Here is a 14,642-nt window from a genome sequence, read left to right as displayed (position 1 = left end):
ACCGGCTCCGCGGGCCGGACGGGAGGCGGGGGTTCAGCCGCAGCCGCCGCCACCGCAGCAACCGCCGCCCCCGCCGGCCGAGGGCGCCGGGCCCGAGGAGGCGGCGGTGCCGCCCACGGCCACCGCGGACAGCAGCTTGACCGTGTCGTCGTGCCCCTCCGGGCAGGCGGCCGGGGCGGACGACTCGGCCATGGGACGGGACACTTCGAAGGTGGTGCCGCAGGAGCGGCAGCGGTACTCGTATCGGGGCATGAGGACAGGCTAAGGCAGCGGACAGGCCAGGGCAGCGGATGCCCGCCGGGACGGCCGTTCAGGCTCCCGCGCCCCGCTCCTCGCGGATCTCCGACACGACACGGGCCACCGTGCGGCGCACCGCCTCCGTTTCGGTGAGGAAGTGCCAGTAGTCGGGGTGGCGTCCCTCCAGGGCGGCGGTGGCGTGCTCCAGGCGGGCCACCGCGTCGTCCAGCGGCCGCGCGTGCCGGGGGTCGGGGGTGTTGCGTCCCGCCATCGCGAGGCGCTGGGCGTCGCGGATCGCGAAGCGGGTGCGCTGTATCTCCTGCTGGGGGTCCCTGGCGACCGCGTTGAGGCGCTGGAGACGGTCGCCCGCCGCGGAGACGGCCTCGTCGGTGCCGTTGAGGAGGGCACGGACGGTACTGAGGAGCGACGTGGCGTCCGGCCAGCGCTGTTCGGCGCGGGCCTGTGCGGCTTCCTTGAGGCGTTCCTCCGCCAGGCGCACGTTTTCCGTGGCCTGGTCGGGTACCTGCTGGAGGTCCTGCCAGCAGGCCGCGGTGAACCGCCGGCGCAGTTCGCTCAGCACCGGATCGACCTTGCCTGCGCGGGTGGTCAGCGCCTGCGCCCGGGTACGGAGCGACACCAGGCGCTTGTCGATCTCCGCCGCCCGTTCGGGCAGCCGTACCGCTTCCGCCCGTACCGCCTCCGCGTCCCGCTGCACGTGCTCGGCGCGCGCCAGGGTTTCCGGCACACCGTGCTGGCCGGCGCCCTGGTTCAGTTTGGTCAGCTCGGGGGCGAGCGCCGCGAGCCTGGCGGCGAGGTCGTCCGCGCGCAGGCCCGCCGCCCGTACGGCGTCCAGGGCGTTGCTCGCGGCGAGCAGACCCTGCCGGGCCCGCTCCACCGCCGGGGCGAGCCGTGCGAGCTGCGTCTCCGCCTTGTCGAGCAGCGGCCCGAGGCCCTGCTGGAACCGGTCGAGCTCGCCCTTGACCCGTACCAGTTCGTCCTTGGCCTTGCCCAGCTCGGTCCTGGCGTGCGACGCGTCGCCCGCGTCCAGGTCGTCGCGCTCCAGGTCGTGGGCGTCGACGGCGGTGATGTAGGTGTGGCTGGCCTCGTCGATGCGCCTGCCGAGGGCGGCGAACTGCTGTGCCGTGCGCTGCGCGCCGGGGGAGCTGTCGACCGCGGAGATCGTCTCGATGGAGATCCGCAGGTCGCGCTGTGCCGTGTCCAGCTCGTAGAAGGCGGCCGCCGCCGCGTCCTTCGCCGCCTGCGCGTCGGCCCGCGCGCTCTCGTTGCGCCCGCCGAACCACCGCCGGGTGCCTCCGCCCGTGAAGGCGAGGGGCGTGGCGGCGACGGCGAGCGCGAGGAGCGGGAGGGGCAGCAGCGCGAGCGTCAGTGCGTCGCGGAGGGCCCCTCCGCCGCGAAGGGCACGTGCAGCCCGGCGGGAGCCCGGCTCCCGGTATCCCGGACGGGATTCCGGCTCGGGGCGACGCTCGGCCCGACGGCGTACTCGCTGCGTGTGCGGCTGCGCGTGGATCGCCGTCACATCCCTCTCCCGTGCTGTGTCCGCCTGCCTGACCCGGCTGATTCATTCTCCCACCAGGTAATGACGAACACACGGGCCGGTTAGTTCGCGCTTTGCACGGTGACTTCGCCGTTGTCGCTGCGGGCCTTGACCACGTGGGTGCTGCTGTCGGCCTTCGGGACGTCCACCCGTACGGCGCCGTTGCTGCTCGACGCGTCGACCTTGTACGGCGACTTCGGCAGGGTGAGGCGGATGGCCCCGTTGTCGCTGACGCCCTCCACCAGGTCCGGGACGGCGGTGAAACCCAGTGTGATCCGCCCGTTGTCGGACTTGGCCGTCACCGACTTCGCGGAGAGCCCCTCGCCCTCGATCTTGCCGTTGTCGCTCTCCAGATGCAGGTTGCCGCTCATGTCCTTCACGATCACGGCACCGTTGTCGGACCTGATCCGCATGTCGGTGTCGAAACCGCCGGCGTGCACGTTGCCGTTGTCGTCGTCCACGGTCACCGCGACGCCGCGCGGCACCTTCAGGCTGTGCCGGGCGGTGCAGTCCTGCGAGAGGCCGTCGCAGTTCACCGTCAGGGTGAGCTTGTCGCCCTTCATCTCCCAGACCGGGTCGGGTCCGCTGCCCAGGAACACCCACCCGTCGACCTGCCGTTCGACCTCTACGTCCTTGACGTCGGCGGGTACCAGTTCCAGGCGGGAGTCGTCCGTGACGACGGTCAGGGTCTTGCCGCTCAGCGGGAACGACTTCCTGTCCACCGGGGCCTCGGAGGCGTCCGCGCTGCCGCAGCCGGTGGCGACGAGAGCGAGGACGACGGCGCCGCCGGCGGCGAGGAAGGCGCGGGTCTTCTTGACGGCCATGGTGATCGTTCCCCCTGTGGTGTGCGGTCTGTGTGCCTCCACGATAGGAATCTGGGCGGTGCGCGTACGATCCGGCGGCCCACCGCATCGGGGGTGGGGGTAACCCCCCGGGACACGCCGTCGCGAGCCCTGACCGGCAGCCTGACCGGCCCCGACGTGGCACCCGGGCTCCCCCCGCCCTCTCCCGGACCGCTGCCGGATCGATTGCGAAGCAGCCCGCCTGGCCATGTACGCTGTTGCCTCATGCCCGGGCGCGTAGCTCAGGGGTAGAGCGCCGCCCTTACAAGGCGGATGTCGGCGGTTCGAAACCGTCCGCGCCCACCGGAAGAACTGTTGAAGGCCCTGGCCGAGCGAGTAATCGTTCGGCCAGGGCCTTCGGCGTGGGTGGTGAGGGCGGGCGGTGCGGGCGGGGACCCTCGCGGAATGGGGTTCGGGCCGCGCGGGGGGCCGTTGTCAGTGGGGCTGGCTACCGTTGTCCGTATGTGCCGCAGCATCAAGACGCTCAGACCGCCCGCCATTCCCGGAAAGGCCACGGAGGAGGAGATCGCCGCCGCAGCGCTCCAGTACGTACGGAAGATCTCCGGCTTCCGTGCGCCCGCCGCGCACAACCAGGAAGTGTTCGATCAGGCCGTGAGGGAGGTGGCCGAGGCGTCGGCGAGGTTGCTGGCGGGGCTGGAGGTGCGGGGCCGGCGGACCACGTAGGCCGCGACGGCTCCCGCGACGAACAGGGCCAGCACGGACAGGCCGGTGCTCAGCCAGCTCGATCCCAGCCACTGGCCGCCGAAGTAGCCGAGCCCCACGCTGTAGACCGCCCAGGCGACGCCCGCCAGCGCCGACCACGGGACGAATTCCTTCGCCCGGCGATGCGCCGCGCCCGCGCCCAGCGAGACCACCGAGCGGCCGGCCGGAGCGAAGCGGGCGATGACGACCAGGATGCCGCCGCCCCTGCTGAGCGCGGTGCCGAGTCGTTCCTGGGCGCTGGTCAGCCGCCGGGAGCGCGCGATGGCCCGGTCCAGGCGTGCTCCGCCGCGCCAGGCCAGCCGGTAGGCCGCCACGTCACCGAGCAGGGAGGCGGTCGCCGCGCACAGGGCGAGCAGGAGCAGGTCGGGGAGGTCCTGCGCGAAGGAGTCCGGGACGGCCGCGTTGGTCGCGCCCGCCGCCGCGGCGGTGGACGCGGTGATCACCAGCACGCCGCTCGGCAGGATCGGCAGGAACACGTCCAGAACGATCGAGACGCCGACGACCGCGTACATCCACGGGCCTGCGGTCAGCGCCCCAAGGCTCTCCAGCACTGCGAACTCCCCGGTGGGTCTGGATCAACGCCGCGACGTCGCGAGGGGAGCGGCAGGGGCGGCTTAACAGCGGTCCAGCCTACGCCTGGCGCGGCGTCCGGATGCTTCCGGGGCGGCTGATGTCGGGGAGATCACGTCGTGAGGTGTGACGGCCTCCACCCGGCTGGTGCGCGCTCACCCGACTGCCGCGTCGGATGCGACGGCGGTACGGGGCGCGCGGAGTGCGGGTCCGCGGGCGGGACACGCGACGGTGCGGGGGCACAGGTCGCGCGGGGAAGGCCGGGAAGCGGAGTGCGGGGACGACCGTCGTCGTGACGGTGCAGGGCCTCGCCCCGGGTGACGCGGAAGGGGCGTGCGGACCGTCGAGCGGGATCGGTCCGCACGCCTGCCTGCGCGGCATGGGGCGCAGCCGTGCGGGTCAGGCGGCCGCCGCCGGGGTGCGCTGCTCGTCCCGGTGTGCGGCAGGACGTGCGCGGCCGGACGCCAGGAGGCGGTCCACCGCGACCGCGCCGGGTCCGGTGAAGACCAGCAGCAGGAACGACCAGCAGAACATCGCGGACGCCTCGCCGCCGTTCTCCAGCGGCCACAGCGCCTCCGGCTGGTGCATCACGAAGTACGCGTACGCCATGGAGCCGGAGGAGATCAGCGCCGCCGTCCTGGTGAACAGGCCGAGGGCCACCAGCGTGCCGCCGACCAGCTGGATCACCGCTGCGTACCATCCCGGCCAGGATCCGGCGGGCACCGTGCCGCCGGTGCCGCCCGCACCGCCCAGCACCCCGAAGAGCGAGGCGGCGCCGTGGCAGGCGAAGAGCAGGCCGGTGACGAAGCGGAAGAGGGCCAGCGCGTACGGCCCGGCCTCCGTCAGCCGTGCGGGCAGGCCGGACGACGGAGGGGGACCGGAGGGGGAAGCGGGCGCGGAGGGGGCAGTCATGGGTGGGGGACTCCTCGGTGGAGGCCTGGGGAGGGCCTGGTGGGTACGCAGCTCGAAGAGACCTGCGTTGCCAGGAGGTTAGGTAGCCTCAGTGTGCTTGCAAGTTCAACTTTCTGGTCATGGCTGAAATTCACTCCCAAGTGGCGCCTGCTTTACGGTAGTTGGCCCCTTTGTGTCATTCCTGTGTCAGGTCCGTGGTCATGATGGTGGAGAGACGGGCCGTGCCTCCCCCCTGCTGTCCGCCGCGCAGCCGCTGCGCCTGGTCCAGCCGCAGCCGTGACGCGCGCCCGCGCATCGTCAGGGTCATCAGCTGGTTCCCGAACCACGGTCCGCCGGTGCGCCGCCACCGCAGCAGCGGTTCCCCCAGCCGGCCGTGCCGGGCCAGTCGCCGCCCCAGCCGCCTGCCGGTCGCGCTCCAGCCGAAGCGGAATCCCAGCTTGATCGAGGACGGGATGCCGTTGTGCACCGGTGAGCAGGTCAGCTGAAGGACCCTCGCGGTGGTCGGTGTCGCGTCGGCCGGCCACTCGGTGGGCTCGGCCACGTACGCGTGATGGACGTCGCCCGACAGCACGCACACCGTCGCCGGGGCGTTCGGGCCGCTGCCCGCCTCCGCGATCAGCCGGGCCATCCGCGCGAACGACTCGGGGAAGGCCGCCCAGTGCTCAAGGTCCGAGCGCCTGCGCAGGTCCTCGGCGAACCTGGCCCAGCGCGGACCCCGCAGTCCCGTCGCGAGCGCCGCGTTCCAGGCCTCCGCGTCGTGGATCAGCGGCGGCAGCAGCCACGGCAGCGAGGTGCCGATCAGGAGGTGGTCGCAGCGCCGGGAGTCGTCCAGTACCTGCTCGGCGAGCCAGCGCGCCTCGTCCTCGTCGAGCATCGCCCGCGCCCCCTCCTCCAGTACGCGGGCGGCCCGGGTGTCCACCATGAGCAGCCGTACGGAACCGAAGTCGCGCCGGTAGCTCCAGCGCACGGAAACGGGGTCCTGGTCGGCGCGGTCCGCGAACTCGCGCAGGATCTCCGTCCCGTCCGCGGTGGCGCGTACCCGCGCGTACAGCTCGTCCGCGGCCAGGTCCTCCGGGGAGAGGTTGCCCAGGTGCTGGTAGACCCAGTACGACATCAGGCCGCTGAGGATGCGCTCGCGCCACCACGGGGTGGCCCGCATGTCGGCGACCCACGCGGCGCTGGTGTTCCAGTCGTCGATGACGTCGTGATCGTCGAAGATCATGCAGGTGGGAACGGTGGACAGCAGCCAGCGGACCCCCGGGTCGAGCCAGGACTCGTAGTAAAGGCGGGTGTACTCCTCGTAGTCCGCGACCTCCACGCCCGGCGGCTCGCGCAGGTCGCGCCGGGCGGCCAGCCAGCGCCGGGTGGCCTTGGAGATCTCGTCCGCGTACACCTGGTCGCCCAGCAGGAGCAGGGCGTCCGGCCGCTCGCCGCCGGGGTCGCGGGCGATGCGCGCCGAGAGCGTGTCCAGCGCGTCCGGGCCCGCCGGGTCCTTCGAGTCCTCGGCGGGCGCCGCCCACCGGCACGAACCGAAAGTGAGCACCGCCGAGTCCGCGCCGGGGAGCGGCGTGTCGATGGTGCTCGGCGGGAAGCCGGAATCCGGCAGCGGCCACACCCTGCTGTCGCCGAGGCGCACCTCGTACGGCGTCGAGGTGCCCGGTCGCAGCCCGGTGACCACGATCAGCGCGTAGTGGTGCCCGGCCACCTGGAACGTTTCCGCGGTGCCTCCGCCGCCGCCCTCGCAGACGACCTCCGCGGTGCAGGGGCGGTCCGTCTCCACCCAGACGGTCGCCGTGTCACCGTTCTCCCAGTCGACGTACCGCAGTACTGGTCCCAGCCGCAGCCCGGTCATGTGCCCTCCTCCGTCGTCCCCGTGCGGGGCCACGGCCCCGTAGGGTACGGAACGACGGAGGTGAGCGGGGGAGTTCCGGGCGTCGACTTCGCACTGACTTCGATACCGGGGACCGCCTGGGGCCGCACGGGCCGCACGGGGTGCCGGGCTCCCGGCGGGCCGCTCCGTGGGGCCGCGCGGCTCAGCAGTTCCGCAGAGCGCCCTGCAGGGCGGTCTTCTCCGCCTGGTCGACGGACAGCTTCCAGTGGTGCTTCACGTGCACCCACATCCGGACGTATGTGCAGGTGTACGCGGTCCGCGGCGGCAGCCACTCGGCCGGGTCCTTGTCGCCCTTCGCCTGGTTCACGTTGTCGGTGACGGCGATGAGCTGCGGGCGGTTCAGGTCGTTGGCGAAGGCCTGGCGGTCGGCGGTCGTCCAGTTCCTCGCGCCCGAACGCCATGCCTCGGCGAGCGGCACCATGTGGTCGATGTCCACGTCGGAGGCCGCCGTCCAGGTGGCGCCGTCGTACTCGGAGTACCAACTGCCTCTCACGGCCGCGCAGCTGGTGTCCTGCTCGACGTTCCTGCCGTCCCGCTTCAGGACGAACTCGCGGGTGTTGCAGGCGCCCGACTGGGTGCTCCAGTGCGGGAACTTGTCCCGGCTGTACCCGTCCGAGGTGCCTTCCGCCTGCACGGTCAGGGCGGCGAGGTAGGTGCGCGCGGTGCCCGCGTCGACGGGCGGGGGCGGCGCGGCCACCGCGCTCGGTGAGGTGGCGAGCAGGCCTGCGGCGGCGAGGGCGGTCGCTCCGGCGGCGACGGCGGCGCGACGCGCGTAGAAATGCGCGGTGCGGGCGGCGGTGGGGCGTGACATAGGAACTCCCGTTGTGTGGGGGGAAGTTGCTCCGCGCATTCCGTCAACTTCCGCGCGGCAAAGCCATCGTGGCGGCGCCGGGTTTCCGGGAGGCGTGCGCCAGGTAACAGCGTGACGTCATGGGCACGTCATATCAAGGTGTTCACGGGATCCCGCCGAATCGCCACGAGGCGCGCACGAGCGGGAGTTGGGACACGAGGCGGGGGAGCGGAGACAGGAGACAGGAGGCCGGGCTGCCTGAAGTGGGGCGGTGACCGCCGCCGCCGCAGCTGCCGGCCTGCTGTCCGGCAACACCACCCTGACCGCCGTGCTCGCCGTGCTGCTCGCCCTCGCGGTCACCGTCGTCGCCTGCGCCCGGCTGTCCGGGGACGGCACCCGGACGGTGGGCCCGGTCACGCTGCCGGGGGCGTTCGTGGGGATGCTGCTGGGCGGCGCGTCACCGGTGCAGGGGGGGCGGTCCAGCTGTTCGTGCTGGTGGCGCTGCTCGCCGTACAGGCAGTGGCCGTGGCGGCGGTGCTGGAGCCGGTGGCGCGGGGGCGGGTGCACCGGGACTGAGCCGCAGACGCCCGGCGGGGCGCGATGGCCGCACCGGCCGGGACGTCCCGTACCCTGGAGCGCGCAGAAGGGGAGTAGCTCTTCGCCGGACCGTCGACATACTGCTGAGCTTGCTCGGCCGGCGCCCGGAGGCCCGCGCCGACACCACCGTGTCAGCGCGTCGGCCAGCGAGACCTTCGGCCGCAGTGTTTGTTGTATTCGACGACGCTGCCGTGCCGAAGCGACCCCGGAAACAGGCAGGTCTCTCGGTGCGGACAGCCCGACCGATTGAGGAAGCCACCGCCCGTGTTCAGCTTCACCGTCATGGCCATCACCTTCGGGACCGTGTTCCTGGCCGAACTCCCCGACAAGACCGCCCTCGCCGGGCTGATGCTCGGCACCCGCTACCGCGCGAGCTACGTCTTCGCGGGCGTCGCCGCCGCCTTCCTCGTGCACGTCTGCATCGCCATCGCGGCGGGCAGCGTCCTGACCCTGCTGCCCCAGTGGATCGTGCAGACCGTGGTGGGCCTGCTGTTCCTGGCGGGAGCCATGGTGCTCCTGTTCAAGAAGGACGACGGCGAGGAAGAGATCAAGCCGCCGCAGGACCAGTCCTTCTGGAAGGTCTCCGGAGCGGGGTTCATGCTCATCCTGGTCGCCGAGTTCGGTGACCTCACGCAGATCATGACGGCCACGCTGGCCGCCCGCTACGAGAACCCGGTCTCCGTCGGCATCGGCGCGGTCCTCGCGCTGTGGGCGGTGGCGGGGCTCGGCATCGTGGGCGGACAGGCGCTGATGAAGCGGGTGCCGCTGCGGCTGATCACCAAGGTGGCCGCCTGCCTGATGCTGGCACTGGCGGCCTTCAGCCTGTACGAGGCGATCTCCGGCTGACGCCGGGCGGCGTCCCGTACGCACGAAGGGGGCGGCCCGCGGTGAGAACCGCGGGCCGCCCCCTTCGTGCGTACGCCAGGCGCCTGGCGAGAGCCGTGCCTCAGGCCGTGACGTGCAGGGCCGTCGTGCCGTCCTCCGCGGTCACGACGCGGACCTGCGTCAGGTCCCGCACGAGCACCGTCGGGTCGTGGGCACCCGCGCGCGGGCCGACGCCCAGCACCCGCATGCCCGCCGCCCGGCCCGCCGCGATGCCCGCCCCCGAGTCCTCGAGGACGATGCAGTCCGACGCGCCGAAGCCCAGCTCGGCCGCGCCCTTGAGGAAGCCCTCCGGGTCCGGCTTGCTCGCGGAGACCAGCTCCGCGGTGACCCGGGTACGGGGCATCGGCAGCGCGGCGGCGCTCATCCGGGCCTGTGCCAGCTTCTCGTCGGCCGAGGTGACCAGGGCGTGCGGCAGCCGGTCCAGGGCCGCCATGAACTCGGGCGCGCCGGGGACCGGGACGACGCCTTCGGTGTCGGCGGTCTCCTTGGCCAGCATGACCTTGTTGTCGGCGTGGTTCTGCTCCATCGGGCGGTCCGGGAGGAGAACCGCCATCGTCGCGTAACCCTGCCGGCCGTGGACGACCTTGAGCGCCTCGTCCGGGTCCAGGCCGTGGTCGAGCGCCCACTCGCGCCAGCAGCGCTCGACCACCGCGTCGGAGTTGACGAGCGTGCCGTCCATGTCCAGGAGGAGTGCCTTGAAGGGCAGAACGGTGGGCTGGGCGGGGGTGGCCGTCATGTACGGACTCCAGAGCGCTCGGGGCGGGCGCGCGGTGCCCGCGCGGGGCGCGGGCGCTCGGCGCGGAAAAGAAAACAAGCGGTTCCGTCCACCGGTCAGGGTACGCGGACGGAACCACTTTGTTCTTGCACGATACAAAAGATGGCGGACTCGCGCCACCCCGGCCCCCGGAAAGCACCGCTACGGCTCCTCGGTCCTGGCCTCCAGGGCGTTGCGGGTGGCGGGGCCGTAGACGCCCTCGCGGTCGCCGTCGACGTTCTGGTAGCGCTGGAAGTCCGCCACCGCGTCCTCCACGTCCGAGTCGTAGCGGCCGTTCACCGGGCCGAAGTAGAGCCACAGCTGGGAGAGCCGGTCCTGGAGTTCCCGCACCTCGGGACCCCGGGCGCCCCTCGCCAGGGAAGCGGGTGCCGCCGCGTCCTCCGGGGGCTTCGCAGGTGGCGACGCGGCAGGCGGCGGAGTGCTGGGGGCACGCGACGGGGGCTTCGTGGGGGGCGCGGACAGCGGCACTGTCGGTGTCGGTGTCGGAGTCGCGGTACGGGACGCCCTGGTCGGCGTCGGCAGGGCGCTGCGCGTCGGGGCGACGGTCGCGGTCGCGGAGGGGGAGACGGTCCCCGTCGGGGACGGCACGGCGGCGGCCTCGGCGACCGGCGTCGCAGCGGAACTGGATGAGGCCGCGGGAAGGGCCCGGGTGCCGTCCGGGCCGCTGTCGAAGACCCCTGCGGCGAAGGCGGCCCCGGCCGTGACGACCACGGCCGCCGCGGCGATGAGGAGGACGGTACGGGTGCCGCGCCGGGAGCGGGTGCCGGATCCGCCGCCGGAGGTGTCCGTGCCGGGGCCGGCGGCGCGGGTGTACGTGCCGGAACCGTCCGAGGCGCCGGAGGTCTGCGGGGCGTACGGGCCGGGACCCGGGGCGTACGGACCGCGGCCCGCGCCGGTGCCTGCTTCGTCGAGGGGGGCGCTCGGCTCCCCGGCGGGGTTCGTGCCCGCTTCGTGTCCCGGGGAGTACGGGCCCGTACCCGCGGGAACGGCGTGCAACGGCATCGTGTGCGCGGCCTCGGACGCCTCGGCTGCCGGGGCGCGGGCCGCGGAGTCGTGCGGGGCCGCCCGGCCGTGCGGGGCGCCGCGCCCGGCGTCGCCCGGCGGGGCTCCCGGGCCCGCGGCGTCCCGCGGTGGCGGCTCCTCCTCCGGGTGGGCCAGGTTGACGTAGGGGCGGATGCGGAGGGGATTGAAGTCCTCCGCGTCGGCCAGGTCCGCCGTACGCCCGGCGTGGTGTGCGTCTGCGGCGCGGCGGGCGCACTCGCATACGGGGCCGCCGGGGCCCGGTCTGTCTCCGTCCGGTGCCGCTCGCTCGGTACCGCATGCCGGACATGAGTGTCCGTTTTCCATGGCGTCCCCTCCCTCGAAACTGCCAGCGATTATGCAGACCCGGTGGAGGAGGCCCGACGGGCAGGGGGAGGAAGCGGGGCGTCAGCTTCCGACGGGAGCTCCGACAGGGCCGAGATCCTTGACGTACCAGTGCTCGGCGTACTGCTTCGCGTTGTGCGCGGGGGCCTCGCGGTAGCCGTGCTTGACGTACAGGCCCCGCGCCTCCACCAGGTCGTTGCGGGTGTCGAGTTGGATACGCCGAACGCCGTACGCCCGTGCCGCCGCCTCGACCGCCGCCAGCAGCAGCCCGCCGCCACCCGTGCCGCGTGCCTCCGGGCGCACGAACACCCTTGTCAGCTCGGCGAGTTCGCCGTTCAACAGGACCAGTCCCGCGCAGCCGGACGGCTTGCCCTCGTACCGCCCGACGAAGAACGCGCCGGTCGGCGGAACGAGCAGGCCGGTGCCGTCGTCGGTCAGCCCCTCGTCGATCTCCCGTTCGGTGGCCGGGCGGTGCCAGTAGCGGCCGGCGACCTCGCCGTAGTAGTCGCGGCGCAGGGTGGTCGCGTCGGGGGTGTCGGGCCGTTCGGCGGCGATGATCCAGGTCATGTCGCCTCTGTACAGGGTGCGGGGACCGTTTGGCCATCTCTTTACGGGCTACCCGAGGGGCGAGAGGCCCTTGTCGGGCATGACGTACCGGGCCTCGCGCACCGGACCAAGTACCGGAAAGGCAGAACATGTCCACAGTCCTGATCATTGTGTTGATCGTGGTGGTCGTGATCGCCGTCGCAGCGGCCGTCGTCTTCCTCGGTCCCGGACGGGGCCGCGTGGGCGGCACGAGCCTGAAGCGGCGGTTCGGCCCCGAATACGAACGGGTACTGGAACGGCACGGCGGCGACACCAAGGCCGCCGAGCACGAGCTGGCGGAACGGGTGAAGCGGCACGGCGACTTCCGGCCGCGCGAGCTGCCGCGGGAGCGCCACGAGACGTACGTCGCCCAATGGGCGGGCGTGCAGGAGCAGTTCGTCGACTCGCCGCAGAAGGCGGTCGCGGACGCCGACCGGCTGCTGTCCCGCGTCGCCGTCGACCGGGGCTACCCGGAGAGCGAGGGCGAGCAGCTGGACGCGCTGTCCGTGCACCACGCCGGTCACGTCGAGGGCTTCCGCAGGGTCCGGCGCGCGGCGCGCGGCGAGGGCGGCACCGAGGAGATGCGGGAGGCCGTCGTCGAGGCCCGCGCGCTCTTCGAGGAACTGGTCACCGAGCACGGCGCCGGGCACGGAACGGGCCACGGAAAGCACGCCCACGACGGCGAGCGGCACGCGGACGGACAGCACGGGGAGAAGCACGGCTCGAACCGGCCGCGCCTGATGGGGCGGCACGCCAAGGGGAGTGGAGTCTGACATGGCACGCGAAGGTCACGAAAGCAACGACGGCCGTCTCGGGGACGCGGGCGCCTCACGCGCCGCCGCGCCCTCCGAACGCGGCGCCCAGGCGGACCCGGACGCCCTGCACGACCCCGTACAGGCCGAGCAGAGGCGCAGCGCACAGGAATACGGGGTGAGCGGCGCGGGCGCCTCCGACGAGGTGGGCCCACTGCGCAGGCCGTCGGGCGGGCATGCCGGGAACTCCGGACGCGACCTGGACGGCAGCGGCCCGGACCCGCGCGATCCCGCGGCAGCCCGCAGCCTCGACGCCGAACACGGCGTCGGCCGGGGCTCGGACACCGGCACCGTCCCGGTCGGCGGCCGGGCCAGCGGCCGGGACGCGGGCTCCGGTACCGCCGGGCCGGGCGGCGGCGCCCAGCTCCTGCCGCACGGCGAGCGCGACAAGCTGGGCCTGCGCCTGCAGCAGGCCGTCAATCAGTTCGTCGACGAGCCCCGGCGCGCGGTCGAGGAGGCCGACCACGTACTGGAGGAGGCCACCCGCCACATCGCGGAAACCCTTGCCGAGCACCGCCGTTCGCTCCGCGGCGCCTGGGAGTCCAAGGACCGGGAGGCGGAGACGGAGGACCTGCGGGTCGCCCTGCGCAAGTACCGCGAGGTGACGGAGCGCCTGCTGCAGATGTAGGAGTGCTCAGGCCGTCTTCGGGGCGGCCTGCTGGACCACCTCGAACGACCACACGGTGGAGCCGGAGGCGGCGGGTGCGGGACGCCCGCCGCCTTCTGTGCTGCCCGCACCCTGCTGGTGGGCGGCCTTCATCGGGCCCTCCATCCACGCCTGGAAGGAGGCCTCGTCCCTCCATCGCGTGTAGACGAGGTACTGGTCGGTGCCCTCGACGGGGCGCAGCAGCTCGAACCACTCGAATCCGTCGGAACTCTCCACGGCCCCGGCCCGGGAAGCGAACCGCTTCTCCAGGACCTCCCGCTGCTCGTCCGGCACGGTCAGGGCGTTGATCTTCACGATGCTCATGCGTTCCATCCTGCCGTACGGGCCCGGCAGCCCTCCCCGGCGGGCTCCGGGCACGACAGGGCAGGGGCGGTGCGGGGCCGGGGCCGCTGTGCCCGGGGTGCCGTTAATGGTTGGCGGCCGGGGTGTCCGGCGGCTAGAACAGAGGCTCGTGTTCGCAGCGGGACAGAGCAGGGCGGAGCAGGTCGTGGCGGGTCGGGGCGTAGAGGCGTTCTTCAGGGACGGACGGCTCACCTCCGTGCCGCGCAAGCCGGGACGGCGGGAGGAGCTGCTCGCGCACCTGACGCGGACACTCTTCACGGAGGGCCGCCCCTACACCGAGCGCGAGGTCAACGACACGATCAGGACCGTGCACGAGGACTGCTCGGCGCTGCGCCGCCATCTCGTCGAGGGCGGCTTCCTGGCGCGTACGAAGGACGGCAGCAGCTACCACCGCGTGCGCTGAGTCCCGGGGGCTGCGCGAGGGGCCCCCGGGGAACCGTGCGAGGGACCCCGCGGCACGGCTCACCGCGCGACGGCGGGGCCCGGCGCCGGTGGCGGGGCTCAGTACCAGCGGTGGGTCTGCCAGAAGTCCCACGCACCGCACGGGCTGCCGTAGCGCGAGTTCATGTAGTCCAGTCCCCACTCGATCTGGGTCGCCGGGTTTTCCTTCCAGTCCGAGCCGGCCGAGGCCATCTTCGACGCGGGGAGCGCCTGGACCAGGCCGTACGCGCCGGAGGAGGCGTTGGTGGCGCGGTGGTTCCAGCCGGACTCGTGCGACACGATCTTGCTGAAGCACTGGTACTGGGCCGCGGGCATCATCCGCTTGGCCGTGTCCTGCGCCGAGGCGGCTGCCGCGGGGGTGGACGTACCGAGGACCGCGCCCGCCGCGCCCAGCAGGGCGGTGGCGCCGACCACGGCGGACTTCTGACGAGCGGAGAAGCGGTTCAGGACAGCGAAGGACACGAAGGAAACCCAACGTCGGAGACAGTGACTGCCGCATCGGACCCGGAGAAGCCGGGGAGAAGCGCCACGGCGGAAAGCGGAAGCCGTCCGGCGCCTTGCGACTCACTCAGTGGAGCAGCCCGGCCGCGCCCCCCGCAAACACCCCTCGTACTAGTGGAGACAGCGAATCGGGCATAAAGGACCGCTTCGGG

At 73.0% G+C, this 14,642-nt stretch carries 17 protein-coding genes, 1 tRNA gene and 1 pseudogene; 7 read left to right on the top strand and 12 right to left on the bottom strand.

Features of this window, described 5'->3' with window-relative positions; all coding sequences use genetic code 11:
• Positions 1 to 33 precede the first annotated feature (33 nt).
• The 3 genes from HNQ79_RS02030 to HNQ79_RS02020 form a co-directional block, all read right to left on the bottom strand.
• Positions 34 to 252 (bottom strand): FmdB family zinc ribbon protein, encoded by a 219-nt coding sequence (locus tag HNQ79_RS02030; RefSeq protein ID WP_185026119.1) that lies wholly within the window; start codon positions 250 to 252, stop codon positions 34 to 36.
• Positions 253 to 310: 58 nt separating this feature from the next.
• On the bottom strand, positions 311 to 1,774 hold the full coding sequence (locus HNQ79_RS02025; protein WP_229923145.1) for a hypothetical protein: 1,464 nt from the start codon (positions 1,772 to 1,774) through the stop codon (positions 311 to 313).
• An 80-nt stretch (positions 1,775 to 1,854) separates the two neighbouring features.
• Positions 1,855 to 2,616 (bottom strand): DUF4097 family beta strand repeat-containing protein, encoded by a 762-nt coding sequence (locus tag HNQ79_RS02020; RefSeq protein ID WP_185026569.1) that lies wholly within the window; start codon positions 2,614 to 2,616, stop codon positions 1,855 to 1,857.
• 249 nt (positions 2,617 to 2,865) lie between these two features.
• Between HNQ79_RS02020 and HNQ79_RS02015 the strand changes: the two genes are divergently transcribed.
• Positions 2,866 to 2,937 (top strand) — tRNA-Val (locus tag HNQ79_RS02015).
• A gap of 159 nt (positions 2,938 to 3,096) precedes the next feature.
• The gene (locus HNQ79_RS02010; protein WP_185026118.1) at positions 3,097 to 3,318 is read left to right on the top strand and encodes a DUF2277 domain-containing protein; all 222 of its coding nucleotides are present in this window, start codon (positions 3,097 to 3,099) and stop codon (positions 3,316 to 3,318) included.
• On the opposite strand, the gene HNQ79_RS02005 is transcribed toward HNQ79_RS02010, so the two are convergent.
• The 4 genes from HNQ79_RS02005 to HNQ79_RS01990 all read right to left on the bottom strand — a co-directional run bounded on the left by HNQ79_RS02005 (position 3,240) and on the right by HNQ79_RS01990 (position 7,541).
• The gene (locus HNQ79_RS02005) at positions 3,240 to 3,908 is read right to left on the bottom strand and encodes a DedA family protein (RefSeq protein ID WP_185026116.1); all 669 of its coding nucleotides are present in this window, start codon (positions 3,906 to 3,908) and stop codon (positions 3,240 to 3,242) included. The genes HNQ79_RS02010 and HNQ79_RS02005 overlap by 79 nt on opposite strands.
• 418 nt (positions 3,909 to 4,326) lie before the next feature.
• Positions 4,327 to 4,785: a DoxX family protein gene (locus HNQ79_RS02000; RefSeq protein ID WP_185026567.1), complete on the bottom strand. Its 459-nt coding sequence runs from the start codon at positions 4,783 to 4,785 to the stop codon at positions 4,327 to 4,329.
• 229 nt (positions 4,786 to 5,014) lie between these two features.
• Positions 5,015 to 6,691 carry an alkaline phosphatase D family protein gene (locus HNQ79_RS01995; protein WP_185026114.1) on the bottom strand — a complete coding sequence of 559 codons (1,677 nt, stop codon included), beginning with the start codon at positions 6,689 to 6,691 and terminating at the stop codon, positions 5,015 to 5,017.
• Positions 6,692 to 6,872: 181 nt separating this feature from the next.
• Positions 6,873 to 7,541, bottom strand: coding sequence for an HNH endonuclease family protein (locus HNQ79_RS01990; RefSeq protein ID WP_185026112.1), 669 nt, complete (start codon positions 7,539 to 7,541; stop codon positions 6,873 to 6,875).
• Between the two features lie 352 nt (positions 7,542 to 7,893).
• Here HNQ79_RS01990 and HNQ79_RS33425 point away from each other — a divergent pair.
• Both HNQ79_RS33425 and HNQ79_RS01985 read left to right on the top strand, forming a co-directional pair.
• A pseudogene (locus HNQ79_RS33425) lies at positions 7,894 to 8,096 on the top strand (ABC transporter permease); the annotation flags it as partial.
• 285 nt (positions 8,097 to 8,381) lie between these two features.
• On the top strand, positions 8,382 to 8,963 hold the full coding sequence (locus HNQ79_RS01985) for a TMEM165/GDT1 family protein (protein ID WP_185026110.1): 582 nt from the start codon (positions 8,382 to 8,384) through the stop codon (positions 8,961 to 8,963).
• A gap of 100 nt (positions 8,964 to 9,063) precedes the next feature.
• Here the strand turns inward: HNQ79_RS01985 and HNQ79_RS01980 are convergent, their stop codons facing one another.
• The 3 genes from HNQ79_RS01980 to HNQ79_RS01970 form a co-directional block, all read right to left on the bottom strand.
• The gene (locus HNQ79_RS01980) at positions 9,064 to 9,738 is read right to left on the bottom strand and encodes an HAD-IA family hydrolase (protein WP_185026108.1); all 675 of its coding nucleotides are present in this window, start codon (positions 9,736 to 9,738) and stop codon (positions 9,064 to 9,066) included.
• Between the two features lie 180 nt (positions 9,739 to 9,918).
• On the bottom strand, positions 9,919 to 11,124 hold the full coding sequence (locus tag HNQ79_RS01975) for a peptidoglycan-binding domain-containing protein (RefSeq protein ID WP_185026106.1): 1,206 nt from the start codon (positions 11,122 to 11,124) through the stop codon (positions 9,919 to 9,921).
• An 81-nt stretch (positions 11,125 to 11,205) separates the two neighbouring features.
• Positions 11,206 to 11,709, bottom strand: a complete 504-nt coding sequence (locus HNQ79_RS01970; RefSeq protein WP_185026104.1) for a GNAT family N-acetyltransferase — start codon at positions 11,707 to 11,709, stop codon at positions 11,206 to 11,208.
• A gap of 128 nt (positions 11,710 to 11,837) precedes the next feature.
• Between HNQ79_RS01970 and HNQ79_RS01965 the strand changes: the two genes are divergently transcribed.
• Together HNQ79_RS01965 and HNQ79_RS01960 are read left to right on the top strand one after the other, a co-directional pair.
• The gene (locus tag HNQ79_RS01965; protein ID WP_185026101.1) at positions 11,838 to 12,500 is read left to right on the top strand and encodes a hypothetical protein; all 663 of its coding nucleotides are present in this window, start codon (positions 11,838 to 11,840) and stop codon (positions 12,498 to 12,500) included.
• Position 12,501: 1 nt separating this feature from the next.
• Positions 12,502 to 13,167: a hypothetical protein gene (locus HNQ79_RS01960; protein ID WP_185026099.1), complete on the top strand. Its 666-nt coding sequence runs from the start codon at positions 12,502 to 12,504 to the stop codon at positions 13,165 to 13,167.
• A 6-nt stretch (positions 13,168 to 13,173) separates the two neighbouring features.
• Here the strand turns inward: HNQ79_RS01960 and HNQ79_RS01955 are convergent, their stop codons facing one another.
• Positions 13,174 to 13,509 carry an antibiotic biosynthesis monooxygenase family protein gene (locus tag HNQ79_RS01955; protein WP_185026098.1) on the bottom strand — a complete coding sequence of 112 codons (336 nt, stop codon included), beginning with the start codon at positions 13,507 to 13,509 and terminating at the stop codon, positions 13,174 to 13,176.
• Positions 13,510 to 13,657: 148 nt separating this feature from the next.
• Here HNQ79_RS01955 and HNQ79_RS01950 point away from each other — a divergent pair, with 148 nt between their 5' ends.
• Positions 13,658 to 13,951 (top strand): DUF2087 domain-containing protein, encoded by a 294-nt coding sequence (locus tag HNQ79_RS01950; protein WP_373312418.1) that lies wholly within the window; start codon positions 13,658 to 13,660, stop codon positions 13,949 to 13,951.
• A gap of 98 nt (positions 13,952 to 14,049) precedes the next feature.
• Here HNQ79_RS01950 and HNQ79_RS01945 read toward each other — a convergent pair whose 3' ends face one another.
• A complete protein-coding gene (locus HNQ79_RS01945; RefSeq protein ID WP_185026093.1) occupies positions 14,050 to 14,451 on the bottom strand; it encodes an aggregation-promoting factor C-terminal-like domain-containing protein in 402 nt (133 codons plus the stop codon).
• Positions 14,452 to 14,642 lie beyond the last annotated feature (191 nt).

The organism is Streptomyces candidus, assembly GCF_014207445.1.
Classification (GTDB): domain Bacteria; phylum Actinomycetota; class Actinomycetes; order Streptomycetales; family Streptomycetaceae; genus Streptomyces; species Streptomyces candidus.
Note: the sequence above shows the minus strand (reverse complement) of the source record. Positions and strands in the feature narration are given on the sequence as shown.